Source organism: Actinophytocola sp. KF-1 (assembly GCF_054661535.1).
The window spans coordinates 216,797-239,185 of sequence record NZ_BAAFVK010000013.1 but is presented as its reverse complement, the minus strand read 5'-3'; the positions used below and the strand labels follow the sequence as shown (position 1 = coordinate 239,185).

At 71.1% G+C, this 22,389-nt stretch carries 20 protein-coding genes; 6 read left to right on the top strand and 14 right to left on the bottom strand.

Annotated features, from left to right (window positions below):
* Positions 1-20: 20 nt before the first annotated feature.
* From dnaN to ACYQ77_RS34675, 4 genes are all read right to left on the bottom strand, one after another.
* Positions 21-1,112: a DNA polymerase III subunit beta gene (dnaN, locus tag ACYQ77_RS34690; protein WP_459719152.1), complete on the bottom strand. Its 1,092-nt coding sequence runs from the start codon at positions 1,110-1,112 to the stop codon at positions 21-23.
* 40 nt (positions 1,113-1,152) lie between these two features.
* Positions 1,153-2,385: an MFS transporter gene (locus ACYQ77_RS34685; protein ID WP_459719150.1), complete on the bottom strand. Its 1,233-nt coding sequence runs from the start codon at positions 2,383-2,385 to the stop codon at positions 1,153-1,155.
* Positions 2,386-3,305: 920 nt separating this feature from the next.
* Complete coding sequence (locus ACYQ77_RS34680) at positions 3,306-3,980, bottom strand: Crp/Fnr family transcriptional regulator (protein WP_184811270.1); 675 nt, start codon at positions 3,978-3,980, stop codon at positions 3,306-3,308.
* Positions 3,981-4,099: 119 nt separating this feature from the next.
* Positions 4,100-4,393, bottom strand: coding sequence for a hypothetical protein (locus tag ACYQ77_RS34675; RefSeq protein ID WP_459719147.1), 294 nt, complete (start codon positions 4,391-4,393; stop codon positions 4,100-4,102).
* Between the two features lie 202 nt (positions 4,394-4,595).
* Between ACYQ77_RS34675 and nth the strand changes: the two genes are divergently transcribed.
* From nth to ACYQ77_RS34655, 4 genes are read left to right on the top strand one after another with little or no spacing between them, the layout of a single operon-like run.
* On the top strand, positions 4,596-5,306 hold the full coding sequence (gene nth, locus ACYQ77_RS34670) for an endonuclease III (protein WP_459719144.1): 711 nt from the start codon (positions 4,596-4,598) through the stop codon (positions 5,304-5,306).
* A 2-nt stretch (positions 5,307-5,308) separates the two neighbouring features.
* On the top strand, positions 5,309-5,896 hold the full coding sequence (locus ACYQ77_RS34665) for a TlpA family protein disulfide reductase (RefSeq protein ID WP_459719142.1): 588 nt from the start codon (positions 5,309-5,311) through the stop codon (positions 5,894-5,896).
* A complete protein-coding gene (locus ACYQ77_RS34660; RefSeq protein WP_459719139.1) occupies positions 5,889-6,581 on the top strand; it encodes an NUDIX hydrolase in 693 nt (230 codons plus the stop codon). The genes ACYQ77_RS34665 and ACYQ77_RS34660 overlap by 8 nt, the downstream gene beginning before the upstream one ends.
* 4 nt (positions 6,582-6,585) lie before the next feature.
* The gene (locus tag ACYQ77_RS34655) at positions 6,586-7,770 is read left to right on the top strand and encodes a MarP family serine protease (protein WP_459719137.1); all 1,185 of its coding nucleotides are present in this window, start codon (positions 6,586-6,588) and stop codon (positions 7,768-7,770) included.
* Here the strand turns inward: ACYQ77_RS34655 and ACYQ77_RS34650 are convergent.
* The 5 genes from ACYQ77_RS34650 to acs all read right to left on the bottom strand — a co-directional run bounded on the left by ACYQ77_RS34650 (position 7,767) and on the right by acs (position 13,808).
* Positions 7,767-8,720 (bottom strand): alpha/beta fold hydrolase, encoded by a 954-nt coding sequence (locus ACYQ77_RS34650; protein WP_459719134.1) that lies wholly within the window; start codon positions 8,718-8,720, stop codon positions 7,767-7,769. The two genes, ACYQ77_RS34655 and ACYQ77_RS34650, sit on opposite strands and share 4 nt — an antisense overlap.
* Positions 8,717-9,226 carry a phage holin family protein gene (locus ACYQ77_RS34645; RefSeq protein ID WP_459719131.1) on the bottom strand — a complete coding sequence of 170 codons (510 nt, stop codon included), beginning with the start codon at positions 9,224-9,226 and terminating at the stop codon, positions 8,717-8,719. The genes ACYQ77_RS34650 and ACYQ77_RS34645 overlap by 4 nt, the downstream gene beginning before the upstream one ends.
* A gap of 46 nt (positions 9,227-9,272) precedes the next feature.
* Entirely contained in the window at positions 9,273-10,436 is a 1,164-nt protein-coding gene (gene nhaA / locus ACYQ77_RS34640; RefSeq protein WP_459719128.1) for a Na+/H+ antiporter NhaA, read from the bottom strand.
* Positions 10,437-10,501: 65 nt separating this feature from the next.
* Entirely contained in the window at positions 10,502-11,221 is a 720-nt protein-coding gene (locus ACYQ77_RS34635; protein ID WP_459719125.1) for a VIT1/CCC1 transporter family protein, read from the bottom strand.
* Between the two features lie 598 nt (positions 11,222-11,819).
* Positions 11,820-13,808, bottom strand: coding sequence for an acetate--CoA ligase (acs, locus tag ACYQ77_RS34630; RefSeq protein WP_459719122.1), 1,989 nt, complete (start codon positions 13,806-13,808; stop codon positions 11,820-11,822).
* Between the two features lie 143 nt (positions 13,809-13,951).
* Here acs and ACYQ77_RS34625 point away from each other — a divergent pair, with 143 nt between their 5' ends.
* Entirely contained in the window at positions 13,952-14,683 is a 732-nt protein-coding gene (locus ACYQ77_RS34625) for a Fic family protein (protein ID WP_459719119.1), read from the top strand.
* A gap of 149 nt (positions 14,684-14,832) precedes the next feature.
* A complete protein-coding gene (locus ACYQ77_RS34620) occupies positions 14,833-15,453 on the top strand; it encodes a LysE family translocator (RefSeq protein ID WP_459719117.1) in 621 nt (206 codons plus the stop codon).
* Here ACYQ77_RS34620 and ACYQ77_RS34615 read toward each other — a convergent pair whose 3' ends face one another.
* From ACYQ77_RS34615 to ACYQ77_RS34595, 5 genes are all read right to left on the bottom strand, one after another.
* The gene (locus ACYQ77_RS34615; protein WP_459719114.1) at positions 15,454-16,380 is read right to left on the bottom strand and encodes an N-acetylmuramic acid 6-phosphate etherase; all 927 of its coding nucleotides are present in this window, start codon (positions 16,378-16,380) and stop codon (positions 15,454-15,456) included.
* A 22-nt stretch (positions 16,381-16,402) separates the two neighbouring features.
* On the bottom strand, positions 16,403-17,320 hold the full coding sequence (locus ACYQ77_RS34610; RefSeq protein ID WP_459719111.1) for a MurR/RpiR family transcriptional regulator: 918 nt from the start codon (positions 17,318-17,320) through the stop codon (positions 16,403-16,405).
* Between the two features lie 178 nt (positions 17,321-17,498).
* Positions 17,499-19,250, bottom strand: a complete 1,752-nt coding sequence (locus ACYQ77_RS34605; RefSeq protein ID WP_459719108.1) for a serine hydrolase domain-containing protein — start codon at positions 19,248-19,250, stop codon at positions 17,499-17,501.
* Between the two features lie 19 nt (positions 19,251-19,269).
* Positions 19,270-20,532, bottom strand: coding sequence for an exo-beta-N-acetylmuramidase NamZ family protein (locus ACYQ77_RS34600; RefSeq protein WP_459719425.1), 1,263 nt, complete (start codon positions 20,530-20,532; stop codon positions 19,270-19,272).
* A 17-nt stretch (positions 20,533-20,549) separates the two neighbouring features.
* Complete coding sequence (locus ACYQ77_RS34595; protein ID WP_459719422.1) at positions 20,550-22,304, bottom strand: glycoside hydrolase family 3 protein; 1,755 nt, start codon at positions 22,302-22,304, stop codon at positions 20,550-20,552.
* Positions 22,305-22,389: the final 85 nt, after the last annotated feature.

Here is a 22,389-nt window from a genome sequence, read left to right as displayed (position 1 = left end):
TGACGGCCGGCGGGATTCGGTTATCTCGGCGGCAACATAGGCATCACCACGTAACGAACGGTCGGTTCCGTCGGCTCCACGGCGGAGAAGACGGTCGCGCGCATGCCCGGCTGGATCTCCATGCGGACCCGCTGACCCGCGAAACAGCGGAGCGCGTCGGTGAGGAAACGGGACTGGTAGGCCTGCCCGGTGCGGCCGCCGTCGACAGTGGCCTTCACCGCCTCCTCCGCCTCACCGGCTGTCGCGTCCGCGCCGCGCAGGCGGAGTTCGCCCTCGCCCACCTCCAGGACCAGGACGCCGCGGGCGTCGGTGTACAGGCCCACGCGGCGGACCGCGCCGGCGAGGGCGTCGGCGTCGGTGGTGAGCACCGTGTCCACGTCCGACAGGTGGATCTTCGACTCGTGCAGGAACGAGCCGTCGAGCACCGCGGTCGTCGTCAGCGCACCGTGCCAGCCAAGGCCGAAGCGGTCGCGGTCGGCGTACACCGTGACCTCGCCCGCCGGGAGCTGGCGCGCCAGTTCACCCAGCAGGCTCGCCGGTACCAGCGCGTCCACCTTGCCCTGCCCGCGCCACGGCAGCGACGCGAGCGCCATCTGGTAGCGGTCGGTCGCGACCATGATCAGCCGGTCGTCCTCGGAACGGATGCGGACGCCGGTGAACATGGGTAACGCGTCGTCCCGCGACGCGGCCAGGACCGTCGTGGCCAGCGCCGACGCGAACAGAGCGCCGTCCACCTCGCCTGCCACCGCCGGTTCCTCGCCGACGCCCGGGTGGATGTCCGCGTCCAGCAGCGGCAGGGCGTAGCGGGCGCCGGGGGCTCGGATCGCCAGCTTCGAGCCCTCCACGACGAGCCGGACCTGCTCCTGCTCCAGCGCACGTAACGTGTCCGCGAGCGGTTTCGCCGGCACCAGGACCCGGCCCTCGGTGTGCACGACCGCGTCCCGGCGCACGCGGGCCGCACGCTCACGGTCGTTGGCCGCGAGCGTGACGCCCTCGGCCGTCGCGGTGAGCAGCAGCCCGGACAGCACCGGGTCGATCAGCTTGCCGGGAACCAGCTTGACCAGCGCGGATGCGGCGCCGGCCAGCTCTGTGGTGGTGACGGTCAGGTCCATGGCGAACAAGGTAGACCCGACCACCGACAAAAACGGCGCGTCAGCTCACGGTGACCAGTTCGGGTGCCGGAGCGTGCTGCTCGACGACCGTGTGCCGCCGCGCGAAGACCAGCCCGGCGACCACCAGGCCTGCGAAGCCCGCCGCGAGGAACGCCGACCAGACACCCACGTGCTCGACCAGGTAGCCGCTGGTCGACTGGCCCGCCGCGAGGCCGAGTGTCACCGACGTGACGATCCAGCCGAACGCCTCGGTCGCCGTGCCCGTCGGCGCGACCAGTTCGATCGCGGTCGAGTGCGTCGTGGACTGCGGGGTGATCCACATGCCCGCGACCAGCGACAACAGGGCCAGCCAGAGCAGGTTCGACGTGGTCGCCAGCGGTATCACGAAGAGGGCGAACATGCCCAGGAGGAACGGCAGCCGCAGCCCCATCCGCTTCGGCCAGGGGCGCGCCGCGTAGTAGACGCCGAAGACCACCGAGGTCAGCGACCACGCGGCCAGCATGACGCCGCCGAGCGGTGCGTGCCCGGCGTTCGTCGCGGCGGCGGGGATGGCGACCTCGACGAACCCGACGGTCACGCCGAACCCGAGCGCGGCCAGCGCGACCGTGCGCATGCCGGGGGTGGCGAGCGCGCCGAGGAGGTGCCCGCCGCTGCTCGGCGCGGGCCGCACGGACCGGACCGCGGTCGTGAGCGCGAAGCCGACCCCGCCGACGACCATGCAGGCCGCGCTGAAGACGAGGCCCGTGCCCGACCACGGCGCCGCCACCAGGATGCCGGCGAGCGCGGGGCCGAGGATGAAGAAGACCTCGAGGCTGATGGCCTCGTAGGCGAACGCGGCGTGCCGGACCGGGCCCGCCGGTACGAGGTGTGTCCACAGCGCGCGGGACGCCGAGCCGACCATGGGCTCGGTGAGGCCGATGAGCCAGCCCATGGCGACCAGCGGCGCGCCGGTCTGGCCGGACTCGACGGCCACGATGACGGCCGTGACGGTGACCACGAACAGCGCCGCCGCCACCAGCAACGGACGGGTCGGGCCGAGGCGGTCCATGATCCGGCCCTGCGCGACCGCGCCGATCGCGACGCCGATCAGCGATCCGGCGGAGACGAACCCGGCGACCGCGAACGAGCCGGACTCGCGCTGCACGTACAGGAGCAGGGAGAGGCCGACCATGGCGATCGGCATCCTGGCCAGCAGAGATGTGAGTACGGGGCCACGCGCACCCGGCGTGGTCAGTGCGGCGCGGAAGTCGGCGAGGCCGGCGGAGTGGGACACACGTACCAGTATGCCAAAATTGGTACGTACGTACCAATCGATTTTGAATGTCACGGTTGGGTAACGACCGGTGGAAACCGCACAACGCGCGGGTAGTCCAGTCAGTCCTCACTATGTGACGAGGTTTCCTGCCGCGGGCGGTAACGATTCGCCGCGGTGAGGCGTTCAACTCAACAAGCTCCCTCCGGCAGACATGGGTCGGGGCCTAATGGTTCGGAGGGCGGGGAGCGTGGGCCGTCGGGGGATGGTTCACGCACAGCGAGGAGCCGGTGCGCCGCGTCGGGGGCGGCGCCCGGCTCCTTTGCTGTCTGCGGGTCGCGCTGAGCTGGGGGTTTGGCCTCCGGCCCCCGTTTTCCAGCCTACCGGCGAGGGGTGACAGCGGCCGGGTTTCGCGGGGCGTGCGCGGGGGAGTTGTCCACAGGTCGGGCGGTTGTCCACAGGTTGTCCACAGCGTGGCTGTTCCTGTCGGTGGTGTGCCGTAGCGTGGTGACCGGGGGCCGGAGGCCGCCCCTGGTGATCAAGGGGACGGCGCGGTGAGGGGCCCGAGGCGGTTGGGTGCGGGGATCGACGCCGCCGTGGTCGGGACCGCCGGGCGCGTGCATGAACCGCCACCTTGGGGCCGCGCGCGGAAAGCCCCGTCCTGTTGGGGAGACTCGCGCGGTCCTGATCGGGATGTTCGTGGAGTCGCCAACCTGGGACTCGCAGGTCGTGAACGGGGGACTCGCGGGTCCTGAACGGGAGACTCGCGAGTCGCGAACGGGAGACTCGCGAGTCCTGAACGGGAGACTCGGGTGTCGCGAACGGGAGACTCGCGGGGGCTGAACGGGGGACTCGCGGCAGGGCTCGGGCTTGCGGGGTGGGGTGGGCATGCCGGAAGGCCCGGCACCGGGGGGAGTGGTGCGGGCCTTGTCGGGCGTTGCTTACCTCGCGCGGCGGGCCAGGCGTTCCGGGTCGAGGATCAGCACGCTCTTGCCTTCGAGGCGCAGCCAGCCGCGGTGGGCGAAGTCGGCGAGCGCCTTGTTGACCGTCTCGCGGGAGGCGCCGACGTACTGGGCGATCTCCTCCTGCGTGAGGTCGTGCATGACGCGCAGCAGACCCGCCTCCTGGCTGCCGAAACGCTGCGCGAACTGCAGCAGCGCCTTGGCCACGCGGCCGGGCACGTCCGTGAAGATGAGGTCCGCCAGCATGCCGTTCGTGCGGCGCAGGCGGCGGGCTATCACACGCAGGAGCTGCTCCGCGATCTCCGGGCGCGTGGCGATCCACTGCCGCAGCGCGGGACGGTCCATGGTGCGCGCGACGACCTCGGTGACGGTCGTCGCCGTCGAGGTTCGGGGGCCCGGGTCGAAGATGGACAGCTCGCCGAACATGTCGGCGGGGCCCATGATGCCCAGGAGGTTCTCGCGGCCGTCCGGTGACTTGCGGCCGAGCTTCACCTTGCCCGACTGGATGATGTACAGACGGTCACCGGGCTCGCCCTCCGCGAAGATCACGTGCCCACGCGGAAACTCCACGGTCTCCAGCGTCTGAGCGAGCGCTTCCGCGGCAGCCGGTTCGACACCCTGGAAGATGCCGGCCCTGGCAAGGGTCTCGTCCACCTCGCGTCCCTCCCAATCAGACTCGTGCAGTGAACAGCGGCAACGGCGCCCTGATCACCTCTGGGAAGTGTAGAGCGTGTGCGGTGGATCACCTCGGAGGGCGTACCACTGGTATGTCGTCAGCCGAGTTTCCTGGGGAGGTCGGCCCGCGAGATGCGCACGGTCGGCGCGTTCATGACCTTCTTGGCGCGCGCGCTCAGCTTGCCTTTGCGGCGGAGCCGGAACAGCTCCAGCGCGCGGCCGATGCCGTGGCCGTACAGGGCGCGGACCTCTTCCGGCCTCGGGTTGTCCAGGAACGCCTCGACCTCGTCCTCCTGTACGGCGACATGCCGCAGCCGCGCCTCCACCCGCTCCATGAACAGAGCGAAGAACATCACGACGATCGGGACGGCGAACACGAACCAGACAGCCATAGTGTGTTGATCCTCGCTCAGTTCGGGTCGGGCGACGCGGACCGGGTCCGGCGTGTCCCTCACTTGATGGACGTCCATGGCACGGATGTGGTTGTGCGGCGGCCCGTAGGCTAGCGGGGTGCCGCCCGCCACTCGACAGCTACCCCGTGCCGCGACCGCCAAAACCCCGCCGCCCACCGCGCTGGTCCGCCGTGCCCGGCGCATGACCCGGGTGCTGGCCGAGGCCTTCCCCGACGCGCACTGCGAGCTGGACTTCACCAACCCGCTCGAGCTGACCGTCGCCACGATCCTGTCCGCGCAGAGCACCGACGCGCGGGTCAACCTGACCACGCCCGCCCTGTTCAAGCGATACCGGACCGCCGCCGACTACGCGGGCGCCGACCGGCTGGAGATGGAGGAGCTGATCCGGCCGACCGGCTTCTACCGGAACAAGACGACCTCGCTGATCGGCCTCGGCGCCGCGCTGGTGGAACGCTTCGACGGCGAGGTGCCGAACAAGCTGGACGACCTGGTCACACTGCCGGGGGTCGGTCGCAAGACCGCCAACGTCATCCTCGGCAACGCGTTCGGCATCCCCGGCATCACCGTCGACACGCATTTCGGCCGGCTGGTCCGCCGCTGGGAGTGGACCAAGGAGGAGGACCCGGTCAAGGTCGAGCACGAGATCGGCGCGCTGATCCCCAAGAAGGACTGGACGATGCTGTCCCACTGGGTGATCTTCCACGGCCGCCGCGTGTGCCACGCCCGCAAGCCCGCGTGCGGCGCCTGCGTGCTCGCCAAGGACTGCCCGTCGTTCGGCACCGGCCCGACGGAGTTCGAGGAGGCGGTCAAGCTGGTCAAGGGGCCGGAGGCGCCGCACCTCGTCGACCTGGCCGAACGCGTCCGCAACGGGTACAAACCGGGGCGCGCGTAGCCATGGGCAACGGCGTGCGCTGGTCGATCGCGGCGGTGATCCTGATGGTCGCCGGCGTGATCGCGATCTGGCCGCGCTCCGCACCGGAACCGGCGCCGCCGCGGGACGCCACGCAGGCAGCGCCCGACCTGGCGCAGGCACGGGCCAAGGCCGCGTTACCCGCGTGCCCTGAAGGCGCGGCAGGCCCCGCTGACCTGCGCGGGATCACCGCCGAGTGCCTCGCGGACGGCAGCACGCTCGACGTGGCGACCGCGCTCGACGGGCCGGTGCTGGTGAACATGTGGGCCACCTGGTGCCAGCCGTGCAAGACCGAGCTGCCGGTGCTCGACGCGTACGCGAAGGAGCCGGGCGCCATCCCGGTCGTCACGCTCGGTGTCGAGTCCCGGCCCGGTGACGCGCTCGAACTGCTCACCGCCCTGAACGTGAAGCTGCCGAGCCTGCTCGACGAGGACGGCCGCACCAAGCAGAAGCTGCACCCGGTCGGCCTGCCCGCCTCGTACCTGGTCGAGGACGGCACGGTCACGTTGATCGAGAACCCCCGGGTGTTCGAATCGGTCGACCAGGTCAAACAGGCAGTGGCGCATGGCTGACCACGGACCGCTGGTCGACCCGGCGACCACTCCCGCATGGCTGCGCCCGGTCGTCGAGGCCAGCGGCGAGCTCGACCCGGAGATGTTCCGCCGCATCTCGCCGCCGACGGAGGACGCCCGCGACGCCGCCGTGCTGATCCTGTTCGGCGAGCACGAGACCCGCGGGCCGGACGTGCTGCTGCAGCTGCGGGCCGACCGCGGCGGCGCGCACTCCGGCCAGGTCGCGTTCCCCGGCGGGTCGAGCGAGCCGGAGGACGACGGCCCGGTCGAGACCGCGCTGCGCGAGGCCGTCGAGGAGACCGGACTGGACCCGTCCGGCGTGCGGCCGGTGGCGCTGCTGCCGCAGCTGCACATCCCCGTGTCCGGGTTCCACGTGACGCCCGTGGTCGCGCACTGGGAGAAGCCGAGCCGGGTCTGGGCGGTCGACCCGGCGGAGAGCGCGGCGGTCGCGCGGGCGCCGATCGCCGACCTGGCGGACCCGGCGAACCGGTTCATGTGCAGGCACCCGTCCGGGTTCACCGGACCCGCGTTCGCGCTGCCGGGGATGCTGGTGTGGGGTTTCACCGCCGCGTTGATGACGTTGCTGATCCAGCTCGGCGGCTGGGAGAAGCCGTGGGACGGATCCGACATACGCGACCTTGACGCCGCTTGGCGTTCAGTGAGGCAAGCCGTCGGGGAGGTATGAACGGGTGAACTGGGTCGACCTGGTCGTGATCTTGCTGGCCATCCTGGCGGCGATCTCGGGCGCGCGGCAGGGCGTGATCACCGCGCTGCCCGCGTTCATCGGCGTGCTGCTCGGCGCGATCGCGGGCATCAAGATCGCGCCGCTCGTGGTGAAGTACATCGAGTCGACGCCGACCAGGGTCGCGTTCGCCGTGGCGATCTTCGTGCTGCTGGTGGCGCTCGGGGAGACGCTCGGCGTGTGGCTGGGCCGCAGCCTGCGCGAGCGGATCAAGTCGCCGAAGCTGGCGGGCGTCGACAACGCCCTCGGCGCGATCGTGCAGGGCGCCGTGGTGTTCGTGGTGGCGTGGCTGATCGCGTTGCCGCTGGTCACCGTGGGCGGGCTGCCGGACCTCGCGTCCGCGATCCGCAACTCGACCGTGCTCGGCGGCGTCGACAAGGTCATGCCGCAGGCCGCGCAGGACCTGCCGGACGAGCTGCGGCGGCTGCTCGACGTCTCCGGCTTCCCCGAGGTGGTCGACCCGTTCGACCGGACCCCCAACCGCGAGGTCGACCCTCCCGACCCGGCGCTGCAGAACAGCGCGGTCGTGCAGAACGTGCGGCCCAGCGTCCTGAAGATCCACGCCCGCGCACCGTCGTGCTCGCGGGCGCTGGAGGGCACCGGGTTCGTGATCGCGCCGGAGCGGATGATGACCAACGCGCACGTCGTCGCGGGCACGTCCGAGGTCCTCGTGGAGACCGACGACGGCCAGCTGGACGCGCGGGTCGTGCTGTACGACCCGGAGACCGACGTCGCCGTCCTGGCCGTCCCCGGCCTGACCGCGCCGGTGCTGCCGTTCGCGGGCAAGCCCGCGGTGTCCGGCCAGGACGGGATCGTGCTCGGCTACCCGCTCGACGGCCCGTACCGCGCGGCGCCCGCCCGCGTCCGCGACCAGATCACGCTGAACGGCCCGGACATCTACGACGCGAAGCAGGTGCAGCGCGAGGTGTTCACGCTGCGCGCGCTGGTGCAGAGCGGCAACTCGGGTGGCCCGCTGGTCGACACGCAGGGCCGGGTGATCGGCGTGATCTTCGGTGCGGCCACGGACCGGTCCGAGACCGGATTCGCCCTCACCGCCGGTGAGGTGGCGGACGAGGTCGACGCGGCCCCGGGCCTGTCCCGCGCGGTCGGCACGGGCAACTGCGCCGCCTAGCCCGCCAGGAACTCGACGAGGGCGCGGTTCGTCGCCGCGGGCGCCTCCTGCTGCGGGAAGTGGCCGACGCCGTCGAGCGTCGTCGTCCGCACCGGCCGGGTCGCCCACGCCGACGACTCCGCCAGCGTGCGCGGCAGCACGCACGGGTCGTCCGCGCCGGCGAGCTGCAGGACGGGCACGGTCACCTTGCGCTGCATGGCTTCCGCGAACCGGCGGCCTTCGCCGCGCAGCTGTGAGCGGCCCGCCCAGCGGTAGTACTCGAGCGCGCTGTGTGCCACGCCGCGCACCATCATCGCCGAGCGGTGCCTGCCGACGGCGGCCGCGAAGTCCGGCGTCTCGGTCCACTGTGGACCCGACCAGCGCCGCATCAGCTCCTCGACCGTCGCCGCGTTGTCGCGGGTCAGCCAGCGTTCCGGCGCGATCGGCACCTGCGCGCGGAACACGTGGCCGAGCGCGCGGGCCTGGTTGGTGGCCTTGCGGTGCAACAGGGTCCTGCGCATCTCCCTGCGCAACGCCATCGGGTGCGCGGACGCGATCGACGAGACCGACCGGACCAGCCGGGGGTGCAGCGCGGCGACGGTCCACGCGAGCATGCCGCCCCACGCGTGCCCGACCAGGTGCGCGCGTGGTTCGCCCAGCGCCTTGATCAGGCCGCCGACGTCGCCCGCGAGGGTCCAGCCGTCGTAGCCGCGGGGCGGCTTGTCGGAGTCGCCGTAGCCGCGGAGGTCGACCGCGGCCGTGCGGTAGCCGGCGTCCGCGAGCGCACCCAGCTGGTGGCGCCACGACCACCAGAAACCGGTGAACCCGTGCAGCAGCAACACGAGCGGACCCTCACCCGCCTCGGCCACGTGCAGGCGGATGCCGTTCGCGTGCACGTCGCGGTGCACCCACGGCCCGTCGAGGCGCACAGTCGACGGGTCGGGACGCACGATGGTGCCCGTGCTGTTCAAGGACGGCTGGGTTCGAGCTCGCCGCGCTCGTCGTCACCCCGGCTGCGCAGCGCGGCGATGGTGTCCTTGGCGGAGTCGATGGTCCGCTGTGGCGCGCGGATCCGCTTGAACTTCCGGATCCCGAGCCACACCAGCAGCCCGGCGCCGAGCAGCGCGACGGCGAAGACGATCAGGAAGCCCAGCCAGGGGTGGTTCTCCCAGTCGAAGATGTCGTTGAGCCCCAGCGACAGCGCGACCAGCCCGAACGGGATGAAGAGCAGCAGCAGCACGAGGGCGACGATGAAGAAGACGCTGCCGGTGAGGCCCTTCTTGACCTCGCGGCCGACCTCCGCCCTCGCCAGCTCGAGCTCGCCTCTGATCAGCGTCGACAGGTGGGTCGTGGCGTCCTTGACCAGGCCGCCGATCGACTGGTCTCCCGGCGCCGTCGCGTCGTCCGAGAGCGGGATCGACGGGACCCTCGGCAGCCCCGCCCCGTTTCCGTGGCTGTTCTCGTGCGCTCTGGTCACCGCGTCATCGTGCCATGACCGGATCAAAGAAGCTGGCCGGGCGGGGTCAACCCGCCGAATGAGCCCTGCTTCTCCGCACCAGCAGCACCGCGGCGAGCAGTGACGCCGCCATCGACGCGACCAGGACCGCGCCCTTCGCCAGCTCCATGTCGGGTCCGTCGAGCGCCAGGTCGGCGATCAACAGGCTCACGGTGAACCCGACCCCGCCGAGCATCGCGACCGCGACGAGGTCACGTTTGCCCAGCTCGGACGGCAGCCGCGCGACGCGGAGCCGCACGGCGAGCAGCGAGAACCCGACGATGCCGACGAGCTTGCCGACCACGAGCCCGACGATGACGGCCAGCGCGACCCGGTCGGTGAACAGGCTGCCGAGCACGTCCCCGCTGACCGGGATGCCCGCGGCGAACAGCGCGAACACCGGCACCGCCAGTCCCGCCGACCACGGCTGCAGCCGGTGCTCCAGCCGCAGGCACGGCGACTCGTCCTCGTCCGGGTCGGTGCGCACGCGGGTCAACAGGGCCAGCGCGACACCGGCGATCGTCGCGTGCACCCCGCACGAGTGCACGGCGATCCACGTGGCGACGGCGACCGGCACGTACACCCACGCCGTGCGGACGCGCATGCGCTGCAGGAACCAGTACAGGACGAGCAGTGCCACCGCGGCGACCGCGGCGAGGAGGTCGAACGAGCCGGTGAACACGATCGCGATCACCAGGATCGCGCCGAGGTCGTCGACCACCGCGAGGCTCAGCAGGAACAGCCGCGCGCTGCTCGGCAGCCCGGACGCGGTCAGCGCCAGCACCCCGAGCGCGAACGCGATGTCGGTGGCGACGGGGATCGCCCACGCCTGCGCCATGCGCTCGTCGCCCCACGCGACCCCGACGGCGACCAGCGCGGGCACGACCATGCCGCCGATCGCCGCGATCACGGGCAGCAGCGCGTTCTTGATCCGCGACAGCTCGCCGACCACCAGCTCGCGCTTCAGTTCCAGCCCGGCGACGAAGAAGAACAGCGCGAGCAACCCGTCCTTGGCCCAGTCACCCACAGTGAGGTTCAGGTGGAGGAAGTGCGGGCCGACCTCGGTGTCGCGGACGGTGAAGTAGACGTCGGACCACGGCCCGTTCGCGGCCACGAGCGCAATCGCGGTGGCCGCGAGCAGGATGAACCCGCCCACGGTCTCGGTGCGGAGGTAGCGGCCGAACTCAGTCACGGTGCTCCAGGGGTCGGCTGGTCAGGGACTTGCCGACCAGACTTCCCGGCGCTCCACCGTCGACTCTAGCCACCCACAGTGACGCCGAAAAGCACCCCGACCAGATATGTGACCAGCATCGTCAACGCGCCGACACTGACATTCCGGACGATCGCGCGGGTGACGTTCGCGTTGCCGAGCCGTGCGCTGATCGCCCCGGTGAGCACCAGCCCCACGACGACCGCCGCCGCGCACGCCCACACCCGGAAGCTCACGGTCGGCACCGAGATCGCCAGCAACGGCAGCAACCCCCCGATGGTGAACGCGACGAGCGACGCCCACGCCGCGTGCCACGGACTGGTCAGACCGTCGGGGTCGATGCCCAGCTCCGCCTCGGCGTGCGCCTCAAGGGCGTTGTTCTCGGTCAGCTCGTGCGCGACCTCGGCGGCCAGCACGGGGGAGAGGCCACGCTCCTCGTAGATCTCGGCGAGCTCGCGTTCCTCCTCCTCGGGCATCGTCTCGAGCTCGTACTTCTCGAGTTCGAGGGCGGCCTGCTCGGTGTCCCGCTGCGTGGAGACGGAGACGTACTCGCCACCCGCCATCGACAGCGCGCCGGCAACGAGGCTCGCCACCCCGGCGACGAGGATCGCCGACCGGTCCGGCGTCGCCCCGGCCACGCCGACGGCCACACCGGCCACCGACACGATCCCGTCGTTGGCGCCGAGCACACCGGCCCGCAACCAGTTGAGCCGCTCGCCGAGGCTCGAGCGGTGCTGCTCGCCAGGATGGGTAACCGACACGGCCATATTGAACCCCGGCCGCGCCCAGCCCGCACGAAGCTGTCCACAGGTGGGGTGGTTGTCCACAGCCAAGATCGACTTCCGTCCCTCTGTCGGTGGTCACCGGTAGACTGGACAGCGGGGTGCCCCCGGGAGTGGTGGGGGCTGCCGTATGTGCTGGGGCTGCGGTTTTCTTTCGGTTTTCGCTGGTCAGTGCCGTTGTGGCGGTTTGTGTGTCCGGGCGTTGTGGGGTGTCCTTGCCTGGGTTTTCCCTCCGGGGGGTCCTCGCCGGACGGGCTGGTCTCCGGGATGGCAGCGGGTCTTGCACGGGGTTGGGTTGGCAAGGACTGGTGTCCGTGGGTGCCTGCCATCCCGTCGACCTCCCGGAGGGCTATCACACCGCGTCAAGGGGCCCGGGCGGCTCAGGCACGGGGCTGGGTCGGGCATCCGGACCCCTTGACACGGCGTGATCGGGCTTCGCCAGGTCGACGGGATGGCAGGCACGCCTGTGTTGGTGGTGGGGCTGCTGGGGCGCGCGATCGCTTCGGCGAGTGAGGTTCCCTCGACAGCACAGTGGGCCGCGCCCTGACGGTCACGGCCCACTCGCTACCTCAGCGCGCTCGGCTCACTCGTCCGAGCCGGAGCCCTTCAGCCCGGTCGAGATCAGGTCCATCACCGACGAGTCGGCCAGTGTGGTCACGTCGCCGATCTCGCGGTTCTCCGCCACGTCGCGCAGCAGGCGGCGCATGATCTTGCCGGACCGCGTCTTCGGCAGCTCCGGCACGACCATGATCTGCCGCGGCTTGGCGATCGGGCCGATCTCCTTCGCCACGTGGTCGCGCAGCGCCTTGATCGCCGCCTCCCCGCGTGCCTCGTCCTCCGCGACGCCGCCGCGCAGGATCACGAACGCCACGATGCCCTGGCCCGTGGTCGCGTCCGACGCGCCGACGACCGCGGCCTCGGCCACCGTCGGGTGCGACACCAGCGCCGACTCGACCTCGGTCGTCGAGATCCGGTGCCCGGACACGTTCATCACGTCGTCGACGCGGCCGAGCAGCCAGACGTCGCCGTCCGCGTCGTACTTGGCGCCGTCGCCCGCGAAGTAGAAGCCCTGCTCGGAGAACCGCGACCAGTACGTGTCCTTGTACCGCTCGTCGTCGCCCCAGATGCCGCGCAGCATCGACGGCCACGGCTTGTCGAGCACCAGGTACCCGCCGCCGCCGGCCGCGACCTCGTTGCCCTGGTCGTCGACGACCTTCGCCGAGATGCCCGGCAGCGCGCGCTGCGCGGAACCCGGCTTCGCGGCCGTCACGCCCGGCAGCGGCGAGATCATGATCGCGCCCGTCTCCGTCTGCCACCACGTGTCGACGACCGGGGTCCGGTTGCCGCCGATGTTCTCGCGGTACCAGATCCACGCCTCCGGGTTGATCGGCTCGCCGACCGAGCCCAGCACCCGCAGCGACGACAGGTCGTACTTCGCGGGGATGTCCTTGCCCCACTTCATGAACGTGCGGATCAGCGTCGGCGCCGTGTAGTAGATGGTGACGCCGTACTTCTGGATGATCTCCCAGTGGCGCCCCTCGTGCGGGGTGTTGGGCGTGCCCTCGTACACGACCTGCGTCGCGCCGTTCGCCAACGGTCCGTACACGATGTAGCTGTGCCCCGTCACCCAACCGATGTCGGCGGTGCACCAGTACACGTCACTCTCCGGCTTCACGTCGAAGACGTTCTTGTGCGTGTACGCGGTCTGCGTCAGGTAGCCGCCGGACGTGTGCAGGATGCCCTTGGGCTTACCGGTCGTGCCCGAGGTGTACAGGATGTACAGCGGGTGCTCGGAGTCGAACGCCTCGGGCGTGTGCTCGTCGGACTGGCCGTCGACGGTGTCGTGCCACCAGATGTCGCGGCCGTCGGTCCACTCGACGTCGGTGTCGGTCCGCTTGACCACGAGCACGTGCTCGACCGACGGGGTGTTCGCGACCGCCTCGTCCACCGCGGCCTTCAGCGGCGCCGGCTTGCCGCGCCGGTACTGGCCGTCGCTGGTGATCACGAGCTTCGCCTGCGCGTCGTCGATCCTGGACCGCAGCGCCTCCGCCGAGAAGCCGCCGAACACGACGCTGTGGGTGAGGCCGAGCCGCGCGCACGCGAGCATCGAGAAGATCGCCTCGGGCAGCATCGGCATGTAGATCGCGACCCGGTCGCCGGTCTTGAGGCCGAGTGACAGCAGCGCGTTCGCGGTCTTGGACACCTCGCGCCGCAGGTCGGCGTAGGTGATGGTGCGGCCGTCACCCGGCTCGCCCTCCCAGTGGATGGCGACGCGGTCGCCGTTGCCCGCCTCGACGTGGCGGTCGACACAGTTGTACGCGACGTTCAGCCTGCCGCCCACGAACCACTTCGCGAACGGCGCGTTCGACCAGTCCAGCACCTGGTTCCACGGGGTCTCCCAGGTCAGCTGCTCCGCCTGCGCCGCCCAGAACGCCTCGCGGTCGGCGTCTGCCTGCTCGTACAGGTCGGCCTTGGCGTTCGCCTGCTGCGCGAACTCGTCGCTCGGCGGGAAGGTCCTGCTCTCGGTGAGCAGGTTGTCCAGCGTCTGGCCCTGGCCGGACTGCTCGGTCATGATGCGGATCCTCCTCGACCCAGGGAACTGCGTGTCTGCGGTGAACGGTAGTGCTCTATCACGCCTGGCGACAGCACGTACAGAGGTCCAGACCAATGAACTGGCGGTTCCCGGACGGATGTCACCCGGTAGGGTCCGTCCACGTGACAGACCCCCTGGCGCCGCTGCTGGAACTGCCCGGCGTCGAACAGGCGGTGGCCGCCGCACGCGAGGCGGTCGACGCGGTCCACGCACACCCGGCGAACCGGCGCGGCTGGCCCGCCACCGCGGCCGAGGCCTCGGTGCGCGCCGCACGCGCGTCCGCCGCGCTCGACGGCGGTGCCGCCGACATCCCGGCCACCGGCGAGGTCACCGATCCGCACCTCGCGGGCGCACTGCGCATCGGCGAGTCGATCGGCCCGATCCTGAAGGTGTGGCAGCGCGCCCCGATGCAGGCCCTGGCCCGGTTGCACGTCCTGGCCGCCGCCGACCTGGTCGACGACGACGCGCTCGGCAGGCCGCGCGCGGCCCGCTGGATCTCGAAGCGGCTGGACATCCTGGCCGAGATCGTCGCGGGCGGCACCTCGGTGCCGGGCCCGGTGCTGACCGCCGTCGTGCACGGCGAGCTGCTGGCACTGTCCCCGTTCGACAGCGCGAACGGCGTGGTCGCCCGCGCCGCCGCCCGCCTGTCGATGATCGCGACCGGCCTCGACCCGAAGGGCCTGATCGTTCCCGAGGTCTTCTACCTGCGCCGGTCCGACCGCTACGCCGCCGCGGCCGCCGCGTTCGCGAAGGGTGGCGACGGGCTCACCGAGTGGCTGCTGTTCTCGTGCGAGGCCATCGAGGCGGGCGCCCGCGAGGCGACGAGCATCGCGGAAGCGGCGCTACCGGCCTGACCTGCACGTTCAGCGAATCTCGAGTGAACCTGTGTCGCCGGGGCGGACCCTGGGAGCTGCGAGTCCCCCCTTCCTCGCCGAGTGGGTTCCCCCTCACGGTGGGCCGAGATACCTAGCGTCTCGGCCCACCTTTCGTGTGTGATGCGGGCATGTCGACCACCGCGCTGCTCACGTGGACCCTCGTCGCCGCGCTCGGCGTGATGACCCCGGGTATCGACACCATGCTGGTGCTGCGCCACACCATGCTCGGCGGCCGCCGCGCCGGCTTCGCCACGGTCGTCGGCATCGCCACCGGCTGCCTGGTCTGGGCGACCGCGAGCCTCGCCGGCCTGACCGCGCTGCTGGCCGCGTCGACCGTCGCCTACGACGTCGTGCGCATCGCGGGTGCCGCGTACCTGGTGTGGCTCGGCGTGACGGCGATCTGGAAGAGCCGCAAGCCCACGACCGGCGAGGTCGAGGTGCCCGCCACCCCGGGCTGGTTCGCCGCCTTCCGCACGGGCGTGGTCACGAACCTGCTCAACCCGAAGGTCGGCGTGTTCTACATGAGCCTGCTGCCGCAGTTCCTGCCGAAGTCCTCGTCGGTGACCTGGGGCGTCCTGCTGGTGGCGATCCACCTCGCGGTCACGTTCGTGTGGTTCCCGCTGGTCATCGGGCTGGCCGCCCGCGCACGCACGCTCCTGCTCCGCGACCGGGTCCGCCGCTGGCTCGACCGCGCGACGGCCACCGTCCTGATCGCGCTGGGCATCAAGCTGGTGACCGACAGCCGCTGATCAGATCGCGTCCGCGCCCAGGTTGGTCAGTGCCTCGCGGACGTGGCCGTCGGTGGCGGCGAGCACGGCGGCCGCGCGCTCGGGGTCCACGCCCGAGAGCAGGTGCACGAGGGCCACCTTGAGGTCCCCGTGCGCCTCGTCCAGCGCGACCGCGCACTCCTGCCTGCTCACGCCGGTGGCCTCCTGCAGGATGCGCAGGGTGCGGCCGCGGAGCTTGGCGTTGGTGGCCCGCATGCTGACCATCAGGTTCGAGTAGGTGCGCCCGAGCTTGACCATGACGGCCGTCGAGAACGCGGTCAGCACGAGCTTCTGCGCGGTCCCGGCCTTCATGCGGGTCGACCCGGCGACCACCTCGGGCCCGGTGTCGACCTCGATGAGCACGTCGATGTCCAGCAGCCCCGTCGCGTGCGGGTTGGAGAACACGAGGCCGGTGTGCGCGCCGACCTCGCGGGCGGCACGCAGCGCACCCAGCACGTACGGAGTGCGCCCGGAGGCGGTCAGGCCGAGCACGAAGTCGCCGGCCGAGGCCGACGAGGCGAGCTCGGCAGCGCCCGCCTCGTCGTCGTCCTCGGCGTCCTCGACCGCGTGGATCAGGGCGTGGCTGCCGCCGGCGTGGTGCACGACGAACCACTCGGCAGGCGCGTTGAACGTCGGCACCAGCTCGGCGGCGTCGACCGTCGCGAGCCTGCCGGACGTGCCCGCGCCCACGTAGTGCACGCGGTGCCCGTTCCGCAGCGCCTCGACCGCGAAGTCCACGGCCGTCGCGAGCGCGGGCAGTGCAGCTGCCACGGCGTCGGGGACCAGGCGGTCCTCGGCGTTGATCGACCGCAGCAGGTCGAGGGTCGGCAGCTGGTCAAGATCCGTCGTCCGCGGGTTGCGCCGTTCCGTCGGCGATTCGACGTGCACGGCCTGTCGCGGCACAGTCATGTCCCTGCCTCCCCCAACACGGTCATTTACCGGTCTCCCGCGCCTTGCGGCGACCGTCGTGGCGGGTTTCCAGCCGGTGCGAACCCACCGCGTCCCTGGTGTCGTCGAGGGCCTTCATCGAGTCGTTCAGGTGGCGCTGGGCGACCCCGATGAAGAGGCAGTCGATGACCGTCAACTGCGCGATCCGGCTCGCCATGGCGCCGGACCGGAACGTCGTCTCCCGCGCCGCCGTGGTCAGCACGAGGTCCGCGACCTCGCTGATCGGGGCGGTCGGGAAGTTGGTCAGCGCGACCGTCGTGGCACCGGCGCGCCTGGCCTCGCGCAGGGCCTCGACGGTATCGGCCGTCGCGCCCGTGTGCGAGATGCCGACGGCGACGTCGCCGCGCCCGAGCACGGCGGCGGAGGTCAGCATGATGTGGGTGTCGCTCCAGGCGAAGCTGATGCGCCCGATGCGGTGCAGCTTCTGCTGCAGGTCAGCGGCGACGAAGGCGCTCGCGCCGACGCCGTACACGTCGACCCGGCCCGCGGCGGCCAGGGCCGCGACGACCTTCTCCAGCACCTCGGCGTCGAGCTGCGCGGCCGTCTCCTCGACGGCACGCGCGTCGGCGAAGGTGACCTTGCCGACGACCGTCGCCATGTCGTCGTCGGGGGCGATCTCGCCGCCAAGGTCCCGCTCGGCGCGGGCCTCGGAGCGGGCGGTGTCCGCGGCCAGCGCGATGCGCAGCTCGGGGTAGCCGCCGACGCCGATGGCCTTGCAGAACCGGGTGACGGTCGTCTCGCTCGTCCCGGCCGCCTCGGCGACCTCGGTGATGCTGCGACGGGCGACGGAAGCCGGGCTGTCGAGGACGACCTTTGCGACGCGCTGCTCGGCGCGGGCCAGACCGGGCAGTAGAGACCGGATCCGGACCAGCGGACTTGACTCAGTGTGTTGTGTGGTCATGGCACTCGCGCTCACGTGGGAAACTTACTAACAGGCATGTGGAACGACAAGGTGGCAGCCGTCGTCTGTAGACAACGCTACCCGGACCTAGCCGAAACTTCAGGTGCGGTTGTGTGGGTGCAACATCCCAGTCGACGTTTGACCGCACCTTGTTAGCGTTTCAACCAGTTTTTCATCCTCATCGTGATCTGAGCTGCCAGCCTTCCGACTGGAGCTTGTGGGGTTCTTTCTCACCGTTGAGGAGCACGCGACCACGTTCCGTGACCATTATGCGGTCAAGGTTGACGCCGCGCCCGGTGTACCGGGCGTCGGTGACGTATCGCCAGCGCAGCGTGATCTCCGCTGCGTGCGGCAATCGGGCCTCGACCCGCCACCAAGCGCGGTGGCCGTTCCCGGAGAGCGATTCGACTGGTTCGTCCGGTGCGCCGCGGCCCTGGACGGACAACGGCACCGCCGACCAGGTCACCCCATCGGTGGTTGCTTCGAATATCAGCCGATCGGTGCTCTCCGTGTCCACAAAGGCATCGAAGTTCACCCGAAAGGGTTGAGTGGGTCGAAGCGTCCCCGTCGTCAGCAACGCAGCGGAGGCGTCGCCGTTGCCCGCGTACCAGGAGTCCCTGCCGTGCCGCGGCTTGACGGCGAGTGCCTTCGCCAGCCCGCCGCACAGCGTCTCCCGCGCGATGTTGATGGACCCCCAGTTGCGGCTCGGGTGCACGCGGTTGGTGAGCAGGATCGCGAACGACCGCGAAGCCGGGTCGATGACCACGTCGGTGCCGGTGTAGCCGGTGTGCCCGGCCGTGCGCGGACCGGACAGACCGCCCATGTACCACATCTGGTTCAGCTCGAACCCGAACCCGTGGTCGTGCCCCGGGAAGCCCTCGTTGTGGTTCGCCAGCATCGCCGTGACCGTCTCCGGGCGCATGATGCGGTGGCCGCGGTAGGCGCCCCCGTTGAGGATCGTCTGCGCCAGGATCGCCATGTCACCGGCCGTGGAGAACACACCCGCGTGCCCGGCGACCCCGCCCAGAGACCACGCGTTCTCGTCGTGCACGGAGCCGCGCACCATGCCGCGCGGCGGCGCCGTCTGGTACTCCGTCGCCGCGATCCGGTCCAGCTTCGCCGCGGGCGGGTTGTAGCCGGTGTCCACCATGCCCAGCGGCCTGGTGATCCGCTCGGCGACCACCTCGTCCAGCTTCTTGCCGGTCAGCCGCTCGACCAGCACGCCGAGCGTGATCAGGTTCAGGTCCGAGTACTCGTAGTTCGTACCGGGGGTCGTCCTCGGCGCGACGTCCATGACGGCCTTGATCCGCGACGGGATGTCCGGGTACCGCGACCACAGCGGCAGCCACGACACCAGCCCCGAGGTGTGCGTGAGCAGCTGCGCGACGGTGATCGACTCCTTGCCGTTCACGCCGAACTCGGGCAGGTAGGTCGCCACCGGCTCGTCCGGGTCGACCTGGCCGGCCTCGACCAGCTGCATCACCGCGATCGACGTGAACAGCTTCGACACCGACGCCATGTCGAAGATCGTGTCCGCGCGCATGGGGACCTTCTGGTCGTCGGGCAGCTCGGTGCCCGCGCCGTCGGCGTAGCGGACCGCGTACCCGGTGGTCTCGCGGCTGACCACGACCCCGTCGTGCGCGAGGAGGCTGACCGCGCCCGAGTACAGCGGCACGGTCAGCTTCGGGTCGTAGTTCTTCCGCGTCCACTCGTCGATCTTCGCGACGGCCGCGTCGATCGGCGCCGCGTCCAGTCCCGCGGAGGCGGGTGACCCGCTCCGCAGGACCGTGTGCGGCGACGCGTACCCGGGTAAGGGCACGTCGAAGCGGCCGGTGACCGCGCCACGCGACTCGGCGGTACTCACCCCCGAACCGGCCGTCACGGCGACGGCCAGCGCGAGGACGGTGACGCGACGAATGACTCCGGACATGGCCACCCCTTGTAGGTCGTCACCGGTAGAGCAGGTACTGCTCCCGCAGCCTCGTGAACGCGGCCAGCTCGTCGCGCCACGCGCCGATCACCTGGTCGACCGTGGCGCCCGCGTCGATCATCGTGCGGAGCCGGGCCGAGCCGGAGAGCTTGTCGATGAAGTTGTCCGGCCGCCAGCCGAAGACGGTCGGGAACACCTGCTTGGCCGTGACCAGCATCGTGATCGCCGTCTTGATCGGCTGGAACCGGTGCTCGTCGGTGATGTGCAACTGCACGCCACCGCACACCTGGCCGACCCACTTCGAGAAGGTCGGCGAGAAGTAGTGCTCGCGGAACCGCACACCCGGCAGCCGCGCCTGGTTGAGGGCCTCCGCCCAGCGCCAGTCGAGACCCGGGGCGCCGATGATCTCGAACGGCCGCGTCGTGCCCCGGCCCTCGGAGAACACGGTGCCCTCGAACAGGCACGTGCCCGGGTAGGCGAACGCCGTCTGCGGCGTCGGCACGTTCGGGCTCGGTAAGACCCACTCCAGGCCCGTGTCGGTGAACAGGTCCTCCCGCCGCCAGCCCTTCAGCTTCACGACCTCCAGGCTCCGCAGCCGGCCGCCCGCGTCCGCGGGCAGGAACTCGGCGTCGAAGAACCTGGCCAGCTCGCCCGCCGTCATGCCGTGCTGCTGCACGATCGGCTTGCGGCCGACGCCGGACGCGAACGCCGGGTCCAGCATGGGGCCGTACGCCGTGCCGCCGACCGGGTTGGGCCGGTCCAGCACCATGAAGTCGATGCCGGTCAGCACGGCCGCGTGCATGGCCGTGTACATCGACCAGATGTAGGTGTAGAAGCGCGCGCCGATGTCCGCGATGTCGAACACCAGCAGGTCGATGCCCGCCTTGCGGAACTGGTCGGCCACCCGCGTCGCGGTGAGCGTGTACGTGTCGTACACCGGCACCTGCGTGCGCGGGTCGAGGTAGTCACCCTCGGAGCCGCCCGCCTGCGCGGTGCCGCGGAAGCCGTGCTCCGGCCCGAACACCGCGGTCGGCCGCATGCCGAGGTCGACCATCGAGTCGACGACGTGCTTCTGGTCGCGCAGGACACCGGTCGGGTTGGTCAGGATGCCGACCTTGCGGCCCGCGAACCGGCGCCAGCCGTCCGCGGCCAGCGACTCCGCACCGGTCGTGACGCCCCGGTGGTGGCGGGCACCCTGCTCGTCCGCGCTCGCCGTCGCCGCGCTCGCGCCCAGCATCGGCGCCGCCATGGCCGACGCCATCAGGAAGTTCCTGCGGTCCATGCCGCGTCTGTCCTTGCTCACCAGGTCACCCCGTGGTCGAAGGGGTAGAGGATGTCCGAGCCGCCGCCGACGGGGATGTCGACGGGCAGCTTGCCCTGGGGCGAGATCTCGCCCGTGATCACCTTCGCGAGCGACTCCATGGCGTGGGCGCGCCAGCCGTACGTGGCGACCCAGGTCCGGGCGTCGACGTAACCGGCGTCGTAGGGGATCTGGGAGGCGACCGCGATGACCGGCTTGCCGGTCGCGATGAGCGCGTTCACCAGGTTCCGCTGCGCGGTCCGGTCCTTGAGGTTGTTCGTGAGCACGATGACCAGGTCGGACGCGTTGGCCGCCGTCACCGCGCTGGCGATGGTCGTCGCGCTCGGGTTCGTGCCGGTGGGCAACGCGGTGGCCGTCGCGCCGCGCCGGTTGAGGGCGTCGGCGAGCCACTGCGGGCTGCGGGCGTCGCCGTGCCCGGCCACCAGCACCTTGCCGGGGGCGCCGGACAGGGGGAGCAGGTTCGCGTCGTTGCGGACCACGGTGGTCGTCCGGTCGCTGATCTGCTGGATCGTGGCGATGTGCGCCGGCGTGCCGACGATGCCGGGCACCTTGCTCTCGTCCACGAACGGCGAGGTGACGATGCCGCGCTTGAGCTTCAGCAGCAGGATCCGCAGCACGCTCTGGTCGATGCGCCGCTCGGTCAGCCTGCCGCTCTCCACCGCGCCCTTGACCGCGTCGATGGCCAGCTGCAGGTTCGGCGGCATGAGGAGCTGGTCGACACCGGCCTCGAGGGCCATGACCGGGATCTCCTCTGCAGGGAAGACGTTCGCGCCGCCCATGCCGAGCGCGTCGGTGACGATGACGCCCTTGTACTTGAGCTCGCCGCGCAGCAGGCCGGTGAGGATCGGCCGCGACAGCGTGGCGGGCACGCCGGACGGGTCGAGGCTCGGCACCTGGATGTGCGCGGTCATGATCGAGTCGACGCCGGCCTTGATGGCGGCCCGGAACGGCGGCAGGTCGGTCGCCCGCCACTCGGCCTCGGTCCGGTCGATGTTCGGCAGCTGCGTGTGGCTGTCGGTGGACGCGTCGCCGTGGCCGGGGAAGTGCTTGGCCGACGAGGAGACGGTCTGACTCGGCCGCCCGCCCTCCTGGTAGCCCTCGACCTCGGCGGTCACCATCTGGCTGGCCAGCTCGGGCCGCGAGGAGAACGACCGGGCGCCGATCACCGGGTTGTCCGGGTTGGAGTTGACGTCCGCGACCGGCGCGAAGTTCTGGTTGATGCCCATGGCCCGCAGCTCGCGGCCGTTGATCGTGGCGACGGTCTTGGCGTCGGCGGCACTGCGGCCCGCGCCGATCGCCATGCTGGCGGGGAACTCGGTGGCCGGCGACTCGAGGCGGGTGACGTTGCCACCCTCCTGGTCGATCGCGATGATCAGCGGGATCCGCGTGTTCGAGCTGGTCGCCGCCCGCTGCAGACCGTTGGAGAACGCCGCCATCTGTGCGGGGTTGTCCACGTTGTCGGTCGAGGCGTTGTTGAAGTAGATGACGCCGCCGACGCCGAACTTCTCGACCACCTGCGCCGGGGTGTCGACGCCGTAGTTCGCCTGGTTGGTGGGGTGGGCCTCGTCGGCGCTCTTGCCCCACACGGAGACCACGAACAGCTGGGCGATCTTCTGGTCGAGCGACATGCCGCGCAGCTGGGCGCGCGCTTGGGCCTCGGCCGCCGCTTCACTGCTCACCTGGGGCGTGGCGGAGCCGGCCACGGCGTTCGCGGGTTGCACACCGCTAACCATGGCAGTGGTCGCCACCGCGGCCAGCGCGACGGACAGGCCTCGACGGGCGGACGTTCTGGACAGAGACACAGCGGCCTCCTTGGCC